This window comes from Micromonospora sp. ABR4_055 (genome assembly GCF_056160425.1).
In genome coordinates, this window is the sequence record NZ_JBSWXD010000154.1 from 1 (window position 1) to 16,513 (window position 16,513).

Sequence of the window (16,513 nt, forward strand, 5' to 3'; positions counted from 1 at the left end):
GCTCTGAGCTGTTCGGTACGAACGGTCCGGGGTCCCCCCCCTTCACGGCGGGGGCCGGACCTCAACAAATCCCCCCCCCATTTCTTTTTTTTGCCCCCTTTTCTTGACCCCCTCTCCCCCCTCCCCCCTCCCCCCCTTCCCCCCCCCTCCTTCCCCCCCCCCCCCCCCCCCCCCCCCCCCCCCCCCCCCGCAGCAAGTCCCACCCTGGTTCGTGCTTGTGACCCGCTGCTGGCGACCCCGTCGCCCGGCGCCTTCCTCGCTACGTGCCACCTCGCTAGCGGAAGGCCGATCCGGTCATATGAGCACCACCACGATTCTTCACGTCCAGACGCCCTCCTTCGCCGACCTCGGTGTGCCGGCGAGCCTGCTCGCCGCGTTGACCGCCAACGGCATCAACGAGCCGTTCCCCATCCAGGCGGCGACGCTGCCCGACTCGTTGGCCGGCCGTGACGTCCTCGGCCGCGGCCGCACCGGCTCCGGCAAGACCCTCGCCTTCGGGCTGCCGCTGGTGGCCCGTACCGCCGGGCGGCGCGCCCGCCCCGGTCGGCCACTGGCCCTGGTCCTGGTCCCCACCCGTGAGCTGGCCCAACAGGTGACGGCCGCGGTGGAACCGTACGCCCGGGCGGTGCGGCTGCGCTGCGTCACCGTCGTCGGTGGCCTGTCGATCCAACGCCAGGCCGACGCGCTGCGCTCCGGCGCGGAAATCGTCGTCGCCACCCCGGGTCGGCTCAACGACCTGGTCAACCGGGGTGCGTGCCAGCTCGACGACGTTACCGTGACGGTGCTCGACGAGGCCGACCAGATGGCCGACATGGGTTTCCTGCCGCAGGTCACCATGATCCTGCGCAAGGTCGCGCCGGGCGGGCAGCGGATGCTCTTCTCGGCCACTCTGGACCGCGGGGTGGACCGGCTGGTCCGCGAGTTCCTCACCGACCCGGTGTCGCACCAGGTCGACCCGTCGACCGCCACCGTCGGTGCGATGAGCCACCACCTGTTGCACGTGAGCGCGGCCGACAAGCCGGCGACCACGGCGGCCATTGCCGCCCGGGACGGCCGGGTCATCATGTTCATCGGCACCAAGCACCGCGCCGACCGGCTGGCCCGCCAACTGCTCGCCAGCGGGGTACGGGCGGCCGCCCTGCACGGCGGCAAGTCCCAGGGGCAGCGCAACCGCATCCTGGAGCAGTTCAAGACCGGTCAGGTCACCGCGCTGGTCGCCACCGACGTCGCGGCCCGTGGCATCCACATCGACGACCTCGACCTGGTGCTCAACGTCGACCCGCCGGCGGACCACAAGGACTACCTGCACCGGGGCGGGCGTACCGCCCGGGCCGGTGCCGCCGGAGTGGTGGCCACCCTGGTCCTGCCGGAGCAGCGGCGGGACATGGACCGCCTGATGGCCGCCGCGAAGATCCGGCCGCAGCGCAGCTCGGTCAGCCCGGCGGACGCGGAACTGGCCCGGGTCACCGGCGCCCGCACCCCGTCCGGGGTGCCGGTCACGCTCCCCGCGCCGACCCGGGCCGTGGCGGCGAAGAACACTCCGGCCGGCACCGCCGACGGCACCGGTACCGGTCGGCGTCCGGGGCGTCGCCCGGGCGGCCGGCGTCGCCCGGCCCGCCGTCCGGCGGCCCGCTGACCGGCCAGACCCGGATCAGACCCGGACCGGGCCGGACCGAGATGCGGTCCGGCCCGCCCGGGAGCCGTACGCGGCCCGGCCGGTCAGGGCCGTGGGCCGGTGCTGCCGGCCGGATAGTCGCGCAGCGGTGTCCGACCCTGCGCCCAACCGGCCAGCACCGGTTCGATGATCCGCCAGCTCTCCTCGGCCTCCTGCGCCTGGGCGCTGAGCCGGGTGTCACCTTCGATGATGGCCAGCAGCAACTGCCCGTACGGGCTCGGTGCCTGCCGGGCCAGCTCGGTGACCATCTCGACCGGCTCCAGGTCGAACGGGTCGCCGATGCCGTTGACGTTGAGCCGCAGCGACATCCGGTCCGGGTCGAGCTGCAGCCGCAGCTCGTTGCACTGGCTGTCCCGGTCGGTGAAGATCGCGTGCGGCACGTCGGCGAACCGGATCACGATCTCGCGCCGGTCGGCGGCCAACGCCTTGCCGGTACGCAGCTTGAACGGCACCCCCGACCACCGCCAGTTGTCGATGTGGACGGTCAGTTCGGCGTACGTCTCGGTGTCCCGGGCCGGGTCGACCCCGGCACCGTCGACGTAGCTGGCCACCTTCCGCTCGCCGCGTCGGCCCTGGACCACCCCGGCGGTGTACCGGCCGCGTACCGTGCAGTCGGCCACGTCGGCGGCCCGGATCGGGCGGACCGCCCGCAGTACATCCAGTTTGCGCACCGCCAGGTCGGCCGGGTCGACGGTCAGCGGCGGCTCCATCGCCACCAGGGTCAGCAGCTGCAGCAGATGGTTCTGCACCATGTCGCGCAGCGCGCCGGCGTGGTCGTAGTAGCTGGACCGGCCTTCCGCGTCGACCGTCTCGTCGAAGACGATGTCGACCCCGGTGATGTGCGTGTTGCTCCACAGCGGCTCCAGCACCCGGTTGGCGAACCGCAGTCCGAGCAGGTTCAGCACGGTCTGCTTGGCCAGGAAGTGGTCGACCCGGAACACCCGGTCGTCCGGCAGCACCTGGTGCAGCACCGTGTTCAGCCGTCGGGCGCTGGCCAGGTCCTCGCCGAACGGCTTCTCCACCACCAGCCGGATGCCGGCCGGCAGGTCGCAGCGGCCCAGCGCGATCGCGACCGGCTCGAACAGCCGGTGCGGCAGGGCCAGGTAGACCACCACGGCGTCGTCGCCGTGACTGGCCCGCTCGCCGTCCCGGGCGATCTCCAGCGCCGTCGCCAGCACCTCCGGGTCGGTCACGTCACCGTGGACGTAGCTGGCCGACTCGGCGAGTTCGCTGCGGGCCCGGGTGGCCACCTCGGGGGCGTGCTCGCGCAGCGCGGCGCTCACCCGGTGCCGGAAGCCCCGGTCGTCGAGCTCGTCGCGGGCCACCCCGATCAGCCGCATCCCGTCCGCCGGCCGGTCCAGCTCGCGCAGCTGGGCCAAACCGGGCAACAGGTAACGGGTGGTGAGGTCGCCGGTGGCGCCGAGCACGATCACGTTCGCTGTCACGTCCGCATCCTTCCGTACCGGGCCAGGTTGACCGCGCTGCTGATCAGCCCGATGTGACTGAACGCCTGCGGGAAGTTTCCCAGGAAGGCGCCGGTCGCGGGGTCGATCTGCTCGGGGAGCAACCCGACGTGGTTGACCCGGCCGCAGAGCTGGTCGAACAGTTCGTGGGCCCGGTCCAGTTGGCCGCTGCCGGCCAGGTTGTCCACCCACCAGAAGGAGCAGAGCAGGAACGCTCCCTCTCCGCCGCCGACCCCGTCCGGCGACTCCTCGGGCAGGTAGCGGTAGAGCAGGTCGCCGCCGGCACCGAGGCGTTGTTGGACGGCGTCGACGGTGGCGACCATACGCGGATCGGCGGGGTCGACCACCCGGCGCAGCGGCAGGGCGAGCAGGCTCGCGTCGACGGTACCGGGCTGGCCGAGGTGCTCGGTGAAGTGCCCGTTGTCGTCGTCCCATGCCTCGGTCAGCAGCGCCGAGCGGATCTCCTCGGCCGCCCGCCGCCACTGCTCGACCTCGTCGCGCCGGCCGGTGGCGGTCGCCAGCCGGGCCATCCGGTCCGCCGCCACCTGGCACATCGCCACCGAATAGGTGAACGGGCGGCCCTCATGGCGGATCTCCCAGATGCCGTGGTCCGGGGTACGCCAGTGCTGCAACGCCGAGCGGCCCAGCCGGGTCAGCCGGGACCACCGCCGGTCGTCGACCGCGCCGCCGGCCCGGGCCCACTGCCAGGCGCAGTCGAGGATTTCGCCGTACACGTCGTGCTGGATCTGGTCGGCCGCCGCGTTGCCCCAGCGCACCGGCCGGGAACCGCGGTAGCCGGACAGGTCCGGGTCGATCCGTTCGGGGGCCGGCCGGGTGCCGTCCAGGGTGTAGAGCACGTGTGGTCGGCCGTCGCGGGTGCAGGCCTGCAGCACCCAGGACAGGAACGACTCGGCTTCGGCGGCCATCCCGACCCGACGCAGCGCGTAGACGGTGTACGCGGCGTCGCGTACCCAGGTGAACCGGTAGTCCCAGTTGCGGCGGCCGCCGATCGCCTCCGGCAGCGACGACGTGGGTGCGGCGACGACTGCCCCGCTGTCGTGGTCGTCGCAGAGCTTGAGCGTGATGGCGCTGCGGCGGACCAGATCGGCGTGCCGGCCGGAGTAGTTGATCTGGCGGCTCCAGATCCGCCAGGCCGCAGCGGTGCGGTCCAGCGCGGCGGCGAGCTGATCGGCGTCGCGGTGCCGGGTCGGACCCTGCGCCCAGCGCAGCACCAGGCCGAGCCGGTCGCCGGCGGTCAACCGGATCCGGCCGGCCAGCCGGTCCAGGCCGGGTACCGGCCGGCTGGCGGTCAGCCGCAACCGGCCGCCGTCCCCGGCCAGGGACTCGATGCCGATCTCCTCGGCGGCGGGGGTGGTTCGTAGCCCACCCCGGCCGGTCAGTCCGATCTCCAGGTCGACCGTGCCGTCGATGACGGTGACCAGGCGGCCCAGCTCGCCGCAGGCCGCCCCGAGTTCGGTGTTGAGCGGCCGGTCGACGGCCGGTCCGGCCCCCTCGGCCGGCCCGTCGGACGCGGCGGCGATCAGCAGTGCGTCGCGGATCTCCAGGCGTCCGGTGGCGGTGTGCAGTTCGGTACGCAGTACGGCGGTGTCCGGCAGGTACTCCTGCCGGACGGCGCGCAGGCCGGCCGGCCGCAGCGTCCAGGCACCGCCCCGTTCGGCGTCGAGCAGTGTCGCGAACAGCGCCGGGCCGTCGAATCTCGGCAGGCAGAGCCACCGTACGGTGCCGTCCATGCCGACCAGCGCGGCGGTCTGGCCGTCGCCGATCAGGCCGTGGTCGGCGATGGCCGGGTAGCGGTCGGTGAGTTCGGGCACCGGCAGCGCTTTGATCTCCGCCAGATGGTCCGTCACGGGTGTCTCCTCCGCATGGTGGGTCCGTCAGGCACCACTCTCCCCGGTGAGCCGTACTGCCGAAAGGTAGGTGGTGCCGACAGGTACGCGGGTCCCTCTACCCGGTGCCGGACCGGTTGACGCCTGCGACGGATCCGCTGGCCGCGCCATCCGCCGGCCGTTCGTCGTCGCGGCCGGCCGCACGGTCTGTCAGAGCAGCCGGTGTCGACGGACAGTGACGCCGCACGGATGAGCAGGGTCGTCCGTACGGCCGGCGGGTTCCGCGAGACATCCACGCTTTTCGTCCGATGGCTGACTGCACGTCGCGCCCGCCACCGGGATCCTTTGGCTGGCGGACGAGGCACGGCCGCCGGGACGCGACCCCCGGGCAGAGAGGTCGGGTGGAGATGACAGCCGAGACCAGCGCGACGAGGGAGATCCTGCTCGTCGTCGGCGTCGCGATGCTCGGCGTGCTACTGGCCCTGGCCTCTGTCGTCACTCCCTGGTACACCGGTCCGACCGCCGGCGCCGGGCCGGTCGTCGTCGAACTGCATGCACCCGACCCGGCGGTACGGTCCACCGACATCGAAGCGGCCCCGCGCTGATCCGCGTCCAGGCGGCCCCGCGCTGATCCGCGTCCAGGCGGCCCCGCGCTGATCCGCGTCCAGGCGGCCCCGCGCTGATCCGGCGGCGCGGTGTCGGCACGCCGGGGCCGCACCGGTCGGGGCGCTGCCGGTTTTCCCGCCGACGAGTGCTTCACTAAGGGAGATGTCTCATCCGCCGCCGTCTGACCGGGCAACGTCCGGCACCGCCGTGGACTGGTCCGCCGGGCCGGTCACCCGGTCGGGCCGCCCGTACCCGGCCGCCGGTGCCGACGCGGGCCCGCCCACCGGGCCGCCGACCGGCCCAGGCGTCGGGTCGGGGCGGCCGCCGACTGACCCAGGGCGCGGCGGGCGGGACGGGGTGCGGCTGTGGTGGTTCGGCGGTGCCGCAGCCGTGGTGCTCGCCGGTGGACTGGTCGCCGTGCTGGTGCTGGTGCTCAGCGGCAACCCGGACCCGTTCGGCAGCCCGGATCCGCCGCCGGACGTCCGGCCGCCGCTGGCCCAGCTCTGCCCCGGACCCACCGGAGGCCCCGGCGGGCAGCCCACGCCGGCGGACCCGACACCGGGCCCGACACTGGGCCCCGCGCTGCCCGAACCGACCGGGCCACGCACCGTCGACCCGGACGCCGGGATCTCCTACACCGAGTACGGCGAACCGTGGCGGCCGTGGTCGACGGTGTGGAACGCCGGGGCGCTGCAGGTGCCGTACAAGGTGGGGCAGCATTTCGTGACCGAGGCGGACTACAACGGGTTCAGCGACTACCACGCCTCGATCCTGTCCGCCGCCGTGCCGGCCGCCGACAACGACGCGCTCTCCCTCGACCTGGAGTGCGTCGGCCGGCAGGTGGCCGCCGACGTCCGCGCCGAGTACTACCCGCAGCCCAACCGGATGGACCTGATCCGCGACGAGCGGACCCCGATCGGTGGGCGACCCGCCTGGCTGACGGTGTTCCGGCTGCACTTCACCCAGCCCGGCCTGCAGGCCACCGACGAACTGGTGGCGGTGGCGTGTATCGACGTCGGACGCCCGACCGCGGCGGTGCTGTTCGTCTCCATCCCCGGCACCCACCGCGAGCTCGACTGGGTGGTCGACGACCTGTACGCATCCGTACGTGTCGAATGATCCGGCGGTGCACCGAGGACTGTCGCCGACAGGTTAGGGTCGGTCCGTGGCGCGTACAGTGCGGATCCCGGCGACCGCGTACCCGGTGGAGCGGTTCACCCTCCCCAACGGCCTGCGGGTGGTCCTGGCGCCCGACCGCAGCGCGCCGGTGGTCGGCGTCGCGGTCGTCTACGACGTCGGGATCCGGTCCGAACCACCGGGGCGTACCGGGTTCGCGCATCTGTTCGAGCATCTGATGTTCCAGGGTTCGGCGAACCTGGAGAAGCTGGCGCACTTCCGCCACGTGCAGGGCTCCGGCGGCACCTTCAACGGCAGCACCCACCTGGACTACACCGACTACTACGAGGTGCTGCCGAGCAACGCGTTGGAGCGGGCGCTGTTCCTGGAGGCCGACCGGATGCGTGGTCCGCAGTTGACCGAGGAGAACCTGCGCAACCAGGTCGACGTGGTCAAGGAGGAGATCCGGGTCAACGTGCTCAACCGGCCGTACGGTGGGTTTCCCTGGCTGCGGCTGCCGCCCGTGCTGTTCGACACCTTCCCCAACGCGCACGACGGCTACGGTTCCTTCGAGGATCTGGACAGCGCCACCGTCGGTGAGGCCGCCGAGTTCTTCACCCGCTACTACGCCAGCGGCAACGCGGTGCTCGCCGTCGCCGGGGACTTCGATGTCACCGCCGCGACCGGGCTGATCGAGCGGCACTTCGGAGACGTGCCGGCCCGGCCGGCGCCGGCCCGGCCCAGCTTTGCCGAGCCGGACCTGACCACCGAGCGGCGTACCGCGTACCCCGATCCGCTGGCTCCGCTGCCGGCGGTGGCCGCCGCCTGGCGGGTGCCGGACCCGGTCGACGACCTGGCCGGCTACCTGCCGTACGTGGTGCTCGCCGAGGTGCTCACCGACGGTGACGCGGCCCGGCTGGTGGAGCGACTGGTGCGTGGCGACCGTACGGTGACCAGCCTCGGCGGCTACTTGTCGTTCGAGGGGGAGCCGTTCGACGTACGGGACCCGTCGGCGTTGGTCCTGCAGGCGCATCTGCCGCCCGGCGGCGACGTCGACAAGGTGCTCGGCGCGGTCGACGAGGAGCTCGACCGGCTGGCCGTCGACGGCTTCGCCCGGGGCGAACTGGCCCGGGTGCAGGCCCGGATGGCCACCCACCTGCTGCGCGACACCGACGCGGTGCTCGGCCGAGGGCTGCGGATGGCGGTGCTGGAGCAGCAGCGGGGCACCCCCGAGCTGCTCAACGAGTTGCCGCGGATGCTCGGCACGGTCACCGAGACACAGGTCCGTGCGGCCGCCGCCACCCTGCGCCCGCACCGGCGCGCCACGATCGAGGTCGTCCCCGGAGGAGCCCAGTGACCGCCGCCCCCACCCGGAGGCCGTTGCCGCCGCTCGGACCGACCCGTCGACCGCCGTTGCCCAAGGTTGCCGAGCGGACGCTGGACAACGGGCTACGGGTGATCGCCATCCGCCGGCCGTCGGTGCCGCTGGTGGAGATCCGGCTCCGGGTGCCGTTCGCGCGGGCCCCGCTGGCCAGGGCGACGGTGCTGTCGCAGACCCTGTTCTCCGGCACCGTCGACCGGTCCGGCGTGGAGCTGGCCGCCGAGTTGCAGGCGGTCGGCGGTGGCCTGTCCGCCGGGGTGGACCCCGACCGGCTGCTGGTCGCCGGCGCCGGGCTGGTCACCGGGCTGCGGCGGATGCTCGAACTGCTCGGCGAGGTGCTGACCGGGGCGACGTACCCGGCTGGCGAGGTGGCGATCGAGCGGGCCCGGCTGGCCGACCGGATCCAGGTGGCGCTGAGCCAGCCGGCGCACCTGGCCCGCGCCGCGCTGTCCCGGCGGATGTTCGGCCGTCACCCGTACGCCGAGTCGGTTCCCGGGGTGGACCAGGTCCGCGCCGTCCGGCCGGCCGGGCTGCGCGCTCTGCACGCCGACCGGGTCCGGCCGACCGGGGCGCACCTGGTGCTGGTCGGCGACGTGTCACCTGCCCGGGCGTTGGACACCGCGGAGCGGGTGCTCGGCGACTGGCCGGCCGGCGGCCGGCAGTTGACGCTGCCGATGGCGCCCGCGCCGCGCCCGGCCCCGCTGCTGCTGGTCGACCGGCCCGGCTCGGTGCAGTCGTCGATGCGGATCGCGTTGCCAGCGGTGGACCGGCGGCACCCGGACCACGCCGCCCTGCAGCTGGCCAACATGGTGTTCGGCGGCTACTTCTCGTCCCGCTGGGTGGAGAACATCCGCGAGGACAAGGGCTACAGCTACGGCCCGTACTCGATGGTTGAACATTCGGTGGCCGGATCGGTGCTGCTGCTCGCCGCCGACGTGGCGACCGAGGTGACCGCGCCCGCGTTGCTGGAGACCCTGCACGAGCTCGGCCGGCTCGCGGTGCTGCCGCCCGACGACGACGAGCTCGAACAGGCCCGGCAGTACGCGGTCGGCAGCCTGCAGCTGGGCATGTCGACGCAGGCCGGGTTGGCCGGGGTGGCCAGCACCTACGCCGGGTTCGGCCTGCCGTTGGATTTTCTCGCCGAGCACACCGCGCGGCTCGCCTCGGCGACCCGTGACGAGGTGGCGGCCGCCGCGACCCGCTATCTGGCACCGGCGCTGGCGATGGGGGTGGTGCTCGGCGACGTCGCGCGGATCGCCGGTCCGGTCGCCGCGTTGACCGAGGTCGAAACGTCCGACGCGTCGGTCACCGGCGTAGTCGGGCCTGGTGCGGCAGCGCCCGATGTCGCCGGGTGACACCTCCGTCGGGCCGACCGCCGGTACGCAGCCGACCGTCGGTACACAACCGTCGCTGGCCCGCGCCGCGATGGACCGGGCAGCGCCGTACCGCCGGGATCCGCAGTGGTTGGCGCGGGCCTGGCCACGTTCGCTGGTGCTGGTGGTGGACGGCGCGGCCGGTGGCCGGGCGCTGGTGCGCGACGGCGCCGACGGGACCACCCTGGTGCTGGTGCGCCCGGACCAGGCACCGGCCGTCGAGGTCACCGACCGCATTTTCATCGGTACGGTCGACGACGGCACCCCGGTCTTCGCGGTTGACGCGGCACTACCGTCGTCCGTACCGCCGTCGTCCGTACTGTCCTCGTCCGTGGCGGTGCCGTCCGTGGCTGACCCGGGCCTGCGGTCGGTGACTGTCCGGGAGGTCGGCCATCTGCTGCCGGACCGCGACGCCGGGCTGTTCACCACCGCTGCGGCGATGGTCAGCTGGCACGCCCGGCACCGCTACTCGGCGTCGTCGGGGCTGCCGACCCGGGCAACCGATGGTGGCTGGTCACGCGTCGACGACACCGGTACGCGGAGCTGGCCACGGACCGATCCGGCGGTGATCGTGCTGTTGACCGACGGCGGTCCCGGCCCGGACGGGAGGTGTCTGCTGGCCAACCACCACGCCCGGCGCGGCGACGGGCCCGACCGGCTCTACTCCTGCCTGGCCGGGTTCGTGGAGCCCGGCGAGTCGGCCGAGTCGGCGGTCGCCCGTGAGGTGGCCGAGGAGGTGGGTCTGACGCTGACTGCGATGCGGTACGTCGGCAGCCAGTCCTGGCCGTTCCCGGGCACCCTGATGCTGGGCTACCTCGGCCGGGTCGACCCGGAGCAGCCGCTGCGGCCGGACCCGGAGGAGATCATCCGGGCGCGCTGGTTCACCCGGGCCGAGGTGGCCGCCGGGCTGGCGGGTGAGCGGCTCGACTCCGGCGACGGGTACCCGGTCCGGTTCGCGCCGCCGGCGTCGATCGCGGCGTTCCTGATCCGCAGCTGGGTGGCGGAGACCGCGCCGGACCCCGGCCGGTGACCGCCGTGCCGGACTCCGCCGTGCCGGACCTCGCCGGGTGGGTGCCGGTCCGTGGGTGCCGGTCCGGTGGGTGCCGGTCAGCGGATGGGCGGGACCGGCACTACCTTCACCCGTTGCCGGCCGGAGCGGACCGGCCCGACGGTGGACAGTGCGCGGGCCAGGTGCATGGCCGCTTCGAGGTTCTCCGCACAGACCGTCTGCCGGCGCGGCTCGGGTGTGGTCCGCTCGTCGCGAATGCGCTGGCCGGTGCGGACCGCGGTGATGAGTTCGTCGTGTGCCACCGCGCGGATCTCCGTGCGGACGATCAGGTATCGCATGAACGACTCCGAGCAACCGGTGACCTGGGTGGTGGGACGGCCGATGGCTCAGGTCGGACAGGCTCCTGCTGGAAATTCCATCGGTTGTCTCCGCAGGAGGAGAACCCGCTGCGGTGGCCGGTCAAACCTGACGAACGGATCGATCCTGATGTCCGTTCGGTCGAGCCGGGTCGGGGTGGCGTCGGCCACCCGGCTCGACCTGCCCTGCGGTGCCGGCGGTCAGATCAGGTCGAACTCGCCATCCTTGGCGCTGTCGATGAAGTCACGCCAGGTGGTGCGGTCGAACGACAGCACCGGCCCGCTGCGGTCCTTGCTGTCGCGCATCAGCACCGGTGCGCGGTGACCCGCCATCGCCCCGACCTCGACGCAGTTGGTGCTCTGGCTGCGGCTGCTCTTGCGCCAGGCGGGCGGGGTCGGACCGGGGACGCGCACGCTGGACTGATCTGCTGGGTTCATTCCTGCTCCTTGCTGGTCAAACGGACCGGGCGGGCGGACCGTCGGTCAGTCCGGGATCGCCTGGCCGGTCCGGCGCGTGGTCCGCTCGTGCGGTCCACGCTGGATCGGCGGCCCGGCCGGTCGGCCGGGGCCTGCCCCGCCCGCGGCGGGCGGGGACAGCGGGGCAGGGGTGGTGGGGGAGGAGGGGGCGGTGCCGTCGGGTACGGAGTCGAGCTCGGTGGCGCCGGCGGCGACGTGCCGGGCCACGGCGTCGCTGAGCCAGTCGATCGACTCCTGCGGGCTGCGGGCGGCCTCGCAGAGCCAGTCGAAGACCTGGCCGTACCGTTCGAGCACCGGCACGTCGTTGACGATCATGTCGGCGGCGAGCGTCTCGACCGCCACCGCGCTCAGGTCCTCCGGGTCGGCGAAGTGGTAGATCGAGAACGCGGTCTCCGACAGGTACCAGGAGGCCACGGTGGCGTTCGGTGGCAGCACCCGCAGGGTGACGTTGGGCAGCTGCGCCATGGTGAGCAGATGTTTCAGCTGCGCCACCATCACGTCGGGCGGGCCGCAGCGCAGGCTGACCGCCGCCTCCTCCAGCACTGCGGTGTACTTCGGCGCCCCGTTCTCGCGCAGCAGCATCGACTGCCGGGACTGCCGGGCCGCGACCTCGGTGTCCGGGTCGTCGGCGTTGCGCTTCTGGCCGGCGGTCCGGTGGTTGGTCGCCTTCTGCAGGATCGTCCGGCGTCCGGTGGCCCGCTCGTCGACCATCTCCACCAGCGGGCGCGCCGAGAGGATGCGCACCTTCGCGTAGGCGGAGGTCTGCAGCAGGCCCGGGATGATCACCGCGCCGTACTCCTGGATCTCGGTGCAACCAGCCTCCAGCTCGGCGTACGCCCGTTGGAGGCTGGTCATCACCGCGTACGAGCTGAGAAAGGCTCGGGTGTTGCCGGCGTCGCGAGCGATGCCGACCAGATCATCGCGTTCGGAGCCGGTCACGCCGTACAGGTCGAGCAGGTCCATCACGTCGCCGACCCCCGGCCGGCTGCGCCCGTTCTCGAGCCGGGAGAGCTTGGACGCGGACGCCCACTTCACTCTTTCGATCACCTGCTCACCGGTCAGTCCGGCGTGTTCCCGCAGCCGCCTCAGCTCGCTGCCGAGGCGGCGACGACGCAGGTTCGGGCTCGGTATGGGCTGCTCGGGCTCCTCGGGCTGCACCGGAAACCACCCCCGATCCGTTTGGTGACCGCCAATGTCGCGGCGATGTGGGTCACGGCCCGAAACAGTATGGCCCGATTGCTGCCTCGGTGGGGTCCTCTGGTGGGCGTGTTAGCCAAATGCGATGTTGTGCACGGCGGCGGACGGACCGTGAGTGCGACTCAGCTCGCCGCGAGGTCGCTGAGCCGCTGCCGAACCTGAACGATACTCGGGTTCGTCAATGCCGAACCGTCCGGGAAACGGACCGTCGGTACCGTCTGATTGCCGCCGTTGACCCCCATCACGTACGCGGCCGCCTCGGCGTCCTGCTCGATGTCAACCACCTCGTAGGGAATCCGCTCCCGGTCGAACTGCGACTTGAGCCGGTGACAGTAGCCGCACCAACTGGTCGAATACATGGTCAACATCTGCAGGTCCTCCGCGGTCGTCGGGCCACGGCGGGCACTCGCCCGCCGGGTCGCCGGCCCCGGGCGGTGCCGGGGCGCAGTAGTTCCGGCCCGGGCGGCACCCGGGCTAGCCGGTGCAACGTCGCGCGAGGCTGCGATGATTCCTACCCGTGGCGGCCGACATCAACTCAGACCCAGGACCAGGCCGAGTGCTGAGCGGGCTGGACCCGGAGCAGCGTACGGCGGTGACCGCTCCGCCGGTGCCGGTCTGCATCCTGGCCGGTGCCGGCACCGGGAAGACCCGGGCGATCACCAGCCGGATCGCCTACCGGGTGCTCTCCGGCGAGATCGCCGCCCGGCACGTACTGGCGGTCACCTTCACCGCGCGGGCCGCTGCCGAGATGCGGGCCCGCCTCGGCGCGCTGCACGTGGGCGGGGTGCAGGCGCGGACGTTCCACGCCGCGGCGCTGCGCCAGGTCCGCTACTTCGCGCCCCGGCTGCTCGGCGGCCGGGAGATGCCGGAGCTGCTGGACAGCAAGGTCCGGCTGGTCACCCTCGCCGCTGGTCGGGTCGGGGTGCGCACCGACCGGGCCGCCGCCCGGGACCTGGCCGGTGAGATCGAGTGGGCGAAGTCGGCGATGGTGGAGCCGTCCGAGTACGCCGTCGCGGCGGCGAAGGCGCTGCGGGAGACTCCGCACGAGCCGGCCAAGGTGGCCGAGGTGTACGCCGGGTACGAGCAGATCAAGCGCGGCAACGGCGTGATCGACTTCGAGGACGTGCTGCGGGCGGCGATCTGGGGCATCGAGGAGCACCCGGACGTCGCCGAGCAGGTCCGGGCCCAGTACCGGCACTTCGTGGTGGACGAGTACCAGGACGTCAACCCGTTGCAGCAACGGCTGCTCGACGCCTGGCTGGGGGAGCGGGACGACCTGACCGTGGTCGGCGACGCGAGCCAGACGATCTACTCGTTCACCGGCGCCACGTCGGCGTACCTGGTCGACTTCGCCCGTCGGCGCCGGGAGGCGGTGGTGGTGCGACTGGTCCGCGACTACCGGTCGACGCCGCAGGTGGTGGGCCTGGCCAACACGGTGATCAGGCAGGCCAAGGGCACCGAGGCCCGGCTGCGGCTGGAGCTGGTCGGCCAGCGCGAGCCCGGCCCGGAGCCGGACGTGCGGATCTTCACCGACGAGCCGGCCGAGGCGGCGGCGGTCGCGGCGCGCTGCGCCGAGCTGATCGCGGCGGGTACGCCGGCCGCCGAGATCGCCGTGCTGTTCCGGACCAACGCCCAGTCCGAGGCGTACGAGAAGGCCCTCGCCGAGGCGGCGGTGCCGTACGTGGTGCAGGGCGCGGAGCGGTTCTTCGAACGCGCCGAGATCCGGCAGGCGATGGTCGCGCTGCGCTCGGCGGTCCGGTCGACGCCCGGGGAGACCCCGTTGGTCGAGGCGGTCACCGCCGGGCTCGCCGCGGTGGGTTGGACCCCGGACCAGCCGCCGCCCGGCGGGGCGGCGCGGGAACGCTGGGAGGCGCTCGCTGCGTTGGTCCAGCTGGCCGAGGAGTTCGGCGCCCAACCGGTGCTGGTGCCGGTGGGGGAGGCGGCGGTCAGCGAACGCCCGGTCCCGCTCGCCGACTTCTGCGCCGAGCTGCAGCGGCGGGCGGCGGCGCAGCACGTGCCGACCGTCGCCGGAGTCACCCTCGCCTCCCTGCACTCGGCCAAGGGCCTGGAGTGGGACGCGGTCTTCCTGGTCGGGCTCGCCGACGGGACACTGCCCACTACGTACGCCCGCACGGCCGAGCAGCTGGAGGAGGAGCGCCGGCTGCTCTACGTCGGGGTGACCCGGGCCCGGCAGTGGCTGTGGCTGTCCTACGGTGCCGCCCGGTCGCCGGGCGGGCGGACCCGCCGGCCCTGCCGGTTCCTGCCGCAGCTGGACCGCTCGGGCGGTGGTGCCGGCGGTGCTCGGCGCGGCGGTCCGGGGGCGGGCCGCTCCGGCGAGCGCCGACGCGGCCAGCCGGTCTCCTGCCGGGTCTGTGGGACCACGTTGCTGGCCGGCGTCGACCGCAAGCTGGGCCGGTGCGCCACCTGTCCGTCGGATCTGGACGAGGATCTGCTGGACCGGCTGCGGGCGTGGCGGTCGCGGGTTTCCGGCGACCAGCGGGTGCCGGCGTACGTGGTGTTCACCGACGCGACCCTGCTGGCGATCGCCGAGCGGCGGCCCGGCAGCGACGCCGAGTTGCTGGCGATCGCCGGGATCGGCCCCCGCAAGCTGGGACTCTACGGTCCGTCGGTGCACGCTCTGGTGGGCGGTGTGGCCGTAGATGATCTTGACTGGCAAAAAAGTTCGGAATCCGACCCGGAAAATGGTTTGCCCCCGGCGTCGCAAGAGGCTTAGCCTCAGGTCACACCTCGCGAGCAGTGGGCGTTCTCGCTGCTCCGTCGGGGTGGAGGGTTTTCGTGACGAGTCCAGGCAGGAGGTGACGACGGTGCTGAGCTACGAGACTTCCACGCTGTCGACGCTGACCGCTGCCTGCGCTCCGACGGTCGGTGGCTATCTGGCCGCCGTCGCGCCCATCGGTCACTCGGCAGTGGCGCACCAGGACCAGATCCAGATCCAGGTCGAGCAGCACCGCACGGTCAACGGGTGGGCTGGCGTCGATCAGGGCTGGCTCCGGCTCCGGGGTGCGTCCGTAGTCGCGACGACCAATGGCACCAGCAGCTCCGAAGGCAGCGTTCGCACCACCATCCCGGCGGCCAAGAAGCCGTTCATGGATGCTGCCCGCGGTGTTCCCCCTCGAGGAAGGCCGGTCTGACACCAGACCACACCGGCTCACCTCGAGGCCGCGGAACCCGCAACCGGGATCCGCGGCCTTAGTTTTTGCCGCCGCACAGGTACGAGCAAGTCGGAAGCGATCCACGAGATCGAAGCGAAGAAAGAGGTGACCGGGCGATGAGTCTGGCGTTTGCCACTCTCGACCGCAGCGACTACCAGCCGGGGTGCCGGCCGGCCGCAACGGGCCAGCCGGACGTCGTGGCGGAGCTGCCGTGCCGGAAGTTCGACCCTGACCTGTGGTTCTCCGACTCCCCGACGGAGCTGGAGCTGGCCAAGTCGCTCTGCGTGGACTGCCCGCTGCGGGTGGAGTGCCTCGCCGGGGCGATCGAGCGGGCCGAGCCGTGGGGCGTCTGGGGCGGCGAGATCTTCGAGCGGGGGGCGGTCGTGCCGCGTAAGCGGCCCCGCGGCCGGCCACGCAAGGAGGACCTGGCCCGTGACGCCGCCCTGCGGGGCGAAGTCGAGGCACGCATGGCGGCCAACGGCGTCGTCGGTGCCCGCGGCACCGTCCGGCTGGCGGCCTGACATGCATCGGATCACGACGAGCACCGGCCGGGCGCCGGCACAGACCACCCACACCGCAGCACCGACCATCACAGGAGAAACCGTCATGCACTTGCTCTACGAGGCGCTCTCCCGGGCGCGAATGCAACCGCCTCAGGCCGGCACCGCGCGTACTGAGGCACCCCGATCCGCCCGCACCGTCGCCATGCAGGCCCGGCACCTCTGGGCCCGCAGCCTGAGCGGGCGCTGACCGAGCCCGGGGGGCCACCTGGCACAAGGGGGGGGGGGGATAACCCACCACCCCCTCGGTGGGGGGAGCAGAGGCGGGGGGAAAACAAAA

17 protein-coding genes are annotated in these 16,513 nt (G+C 72.9%); 10 read left to right on the forward strand and 7 right to left on the reverse strand.

Annotation, left to right across the window (positions count from 1 at the left end; genetic code table 11):
• Window positions 1–203: hypothetical protein (locus ACXAHD_RS26410; RefSeq protein WP_475053959.1), on the reverse strand; the 203-nt coding region annotated here is incomplete at its 3' end.
• Window positions 204–298: 95 nt separating this feature from the next.
• On the opposite strand from ACXAHD_RS26410, the gene ACXAHD_RS26415 reads away from it, so the two are divergent.
• A complete protein-coding gene (locus ACXAHD_RS26415; RefSeq protein ID WP_289212235.1) occupies window positions 299–1,636 on the forward strand; it encodes a DEAD/DEAH box helicase in 1,338 nt (445 codons plus the stop codon).
• Between the two features lie 83 nt (window positions 1,637–1,719).
• Here ACXAHD_RS26415 and ACXAHD_RS26420 read toward each other — a convergent pair whose 3' ends face one another.
• A complete protein-coding gene (locus ACXAHD_RS26420; RefSeq protein ID WP_281553386.1) occupies window positions 1,720–3,120 on the reverse strand; it encodes a glucose-6-phosphate dehydrogenase in 1,401 nt (466 codons plus the stop codon).
• On the reverse strand, window positions 3,117–5,006 hold the full coding sequence (locus tag ACXAHD_RS26425) for a glycoside hydrolase family 15 protein (protein WP_281553387.1): 1,890 nt from the start codon (window positions 5,004–5,006) through the stop codon (window positions 3,117–3,119). The genes ACXAHD_RS26420 and ACXAHD_RS26425 overlap by 4 nt, the downstream gene beginning before the upstream one ends.
• Window positions 5,007–5,392: 386 nt before the next feature.
• Between ACXAHD_RS26425 and ACXAHD_RS26430 the strand changes: the two genes are divergently transcribed.
• The 5 genes from ACXAHD_RS26430 to nudC all read left to right on the forward strand — a co-directional run bounded on the left by ACXAHD_RS26430 (window position 5,393) and on the right by nudC (window position 10,491).
• On the forward strand, window positions 5,393–5,590 hold the full coding sequence (locus tag ACXAHD_RS26430; protein WP_289212236.1) for a hypothetical protein: 198 nt from the start codon (window positions 5,393–5,395) through the stop codon (window positions 5,588–5,590).
• 163 nt (window positions 5,591–5,753) lie between these two features.
• Window positions 5,754–6,710: a hypothetical protein gene (locus tag ACXAHD_RS26435; protein WP_289212237.1), complete on the forward strand. Its 957-nt coding sequence runs from the start codon at window positions 5,754–5,756 to the stop codon at window positions 6,708–6,710.
• 46 nt (window positions 6,711–6,756) lie between these two features.
• Window positions 6,757–8,064 carry a M16 family metallopeptidase gene (locus ACXAHD_RS26440; RefSeq protein ID WP_289212238.1) on the forward strand — a complete coding sequence of 436 codons (1,308 nt, stop codon included), beginning with the start codon at window positions 6,757–6,759 and terminating at the stop codon, window positions 8,062–8,064.
• Window positions 8,061–9,443, forward strand: a complete 1,383-nt coding sequence (locus ACXAHD_RS26445; protein ID WP_475053966.1) for a M16 family metallopeptidase — start codon at window positions 8,061–8,063, stop codon at window positions 9,441–9,443. The genes ACXAHD_RS26440 and ACXAHD_RS26445 overlap by 4 nt, the downstream gene beginning before the upstream one ends.
• A gap of 70 nt (window positions 9,444–9,513) precedes the next feature.
• A complete protein-coding gene (gene nudC, locus ACXAHD_RS26450; RefSeq protein WP_281555445.1) occupies window positions 9,514–10,491 on the forward strand; it encodes an NAD(+) diphosphatase in 978 nt (325 codons plus the stop codon).
• Window positions 10,492–10,568: 77 nt separating this feature from the next.
• Here the strand turns inward: nudC and ACXAHD_RS26455 are convergent, their stop codons facing one another.
• The 4 genes from ACXAHD_RS26455 to ACXAHD_RS26470 all read right to left on the reverse strand — a co-directional run bounded on the left by ACXAHD_RS26455 (window position 10,569) and on the right by ACXAHD_RS26470 (window position 12,868).
• Window positions 10,569–10,808 carry a hypothetical protein gene (locus ACXAHD_RS26455; RefSeq protein WP_281553391.1) on the reverse strand — a complete coding sequence of 80 codons (240 nt, stop codon included), beginning with the start codon at window positions 10,806–10,808 and terminating at the stop codon, window positions 10,569–10,571.
• A gap of 219 nt (window positions 10,809–11,027) precedes the next feature.
• Entirely contained in the window at window positions 11,028–11,264 is a 237-nt protein-coding gene (locus ACXAHD_RS26460; protein ID WP_289212239.1) for a DUF397 domain-containing protein, read from the reverse strand.
• 45 nt (window positions 11,265–11,309) lie between these two features.
• A complete protein-coding gene (locus ACXAHD_RS26465) occupies window positions 11,310–12,461 on the reverse strand; it encodes a helix-turn-helix domain-containing protein (protein WP_281553393.1) in 1,152 nt (383 codons plus the stop codon).
• A 161-nt stretch (window positions 12,462–12,622) separates the two neighbouring features.
• Window positions 12,623–12,868, reverse strand: coding sequence for a mycoredoxin (locus tag ACXAHD_RS26470; RefSeq protein ID WP_281553394.1), 246 nt, complete (start codon window positions 12,866–12,868; stop codon window positions 12,623–12,625).
• Between the two features lie 161 nt (window positions 12,869–13,029).
• Between ACXAHD_RS26470 and ACXAHD_RS26475 the strand changes: the two genes are divergently transcribed.
• The 4 genes from ACXAHD_RS26475 (at window position 13,030) to ACXAHD_RS26490 (ending at window position 16,423) form a co-directional block, all read left to right on the forward strand.
• Window positions 13,030–15,234, forward strand: a complete 2,205-nt coding sequence (locus ACXAHD_RS26475; RefSeq protein ID WP_289213705.1) for an ATP-dependent DNA helicase UvrD2 — start codon at window positions 13,030–13,032, stop codon at window positions 15,232–15,234.
• A 91-nt stretch (window positions 15,235–15,325) separates the two neighbouring features.
• Window positions 15,326–15,652: a hypothetical protein gene (locus ACXAHD_RS26480; RefSeq protein WP_289212240.1), complete on the forward strand. Its 327-nt coding sequence runs from the start codon at window positions 15,326–15,328 to the stop codon at window positions 15,650–15,652.
• A 137-nt stretch (window positions 15,653–15,789) separates the two neighbouring features.
• The gene (locus ACXAHD_RS26485; protein ID WP_281553396.1) at window positions 15,790–16,194 is read left to right on the forward strand and encodes a WhiB family transcriptional regulator; all 405 of its coding nucleotides are present in this window, start codon (window positions 15,790–15,792) and stop codon (window positions 16,192–16,194) included.
• 85 nt (window positions 16,195–16,279) lie between these two features.
• Window positions 16,280–16,423, forward strand: a complete 144-nt coding sequence (locus tag ACXAHD_RS26490; RefSeq protein WP_199757942.1) for a hypothetical protein — start codon at window positions 16,280–16,282, stop codon at window positions 16,421–16,423.
• The last annotated feature ends 90 nt before the right edge of the window (window positions 16,424–16,513 follow it).

What these genes read in the sequence shown, in the direction of transcription:
- ACXAHD_RS26485 (WP_281553396.1), top strand. Translation starts at nt 15,790, where the DNA reads ATGAGTCTGGCGTTTGCCACTCTCGACCGCAGCGACTACCAGCCGGGG.
- ACXAHD_RS26415 (WP_289212235.1), top strand. Translation starts at nt 299, where the DNA reads ATGAGCACCACCACGATTCTTCACGTCCAGACGCCCTCCTTCGCCGAC.
- ACXAHD_RS26455 (WP_281553391.1), bottom strand. Translation starts at nt 10,808, where the DNA reads ATGCGATACCTGATCGTCCGCACGGAGATCCGCGCGGTGGCACACGAC.
- ACXAHD_RS26430 (WP_289212236.1), top strand. Translation starts at nt 5,393, where the DNA reads ATGACAGCCGAGACCAGCGCGACGAGGGAGATCCTGCTCGTCGTCGGC.
- nudC (WP_281555445.1), top strand. Translation starts at nt 9,514, where the DNA reads ATGGACCGGGCAGCGCCGTACCGCCGGGATCCGCAGTGGTTGGCGCGG.
- ACXAHD_RS26490 (WP_199757942.1), top strand. Translation starts at nt 16,280, where the DNA reads ATGCACTTGCTCTACGAGGCGCTCTCCCGGGCGCGAATGCAACCGCCT.
- ACXAHD_RS26460 (WP_289212239.1), bottom strand. Translation starts at nt 11,264, where the DNA reads ATGAACCCAGCAGATCAGTCCAGCGTGCGCGTCCCCGGTCCGACCCCG.
- ACXAHD_RS26435 (WP_289212237.1), top strand. Translation starts at nt 5,754, where the DNA reads ATGTCTCATCCGCCGCCGTCTGACCGGGCAACGTCCGGCACCGCCGTG.
- ACXAHD_RS26470 (WP_281553394.1), bottom strand. Translation starts at nt 12,868, where the DNA reads ATGTTGACCATGTATTCGACCAGTTGGTGCGGCTACTGTCACCGGCTC.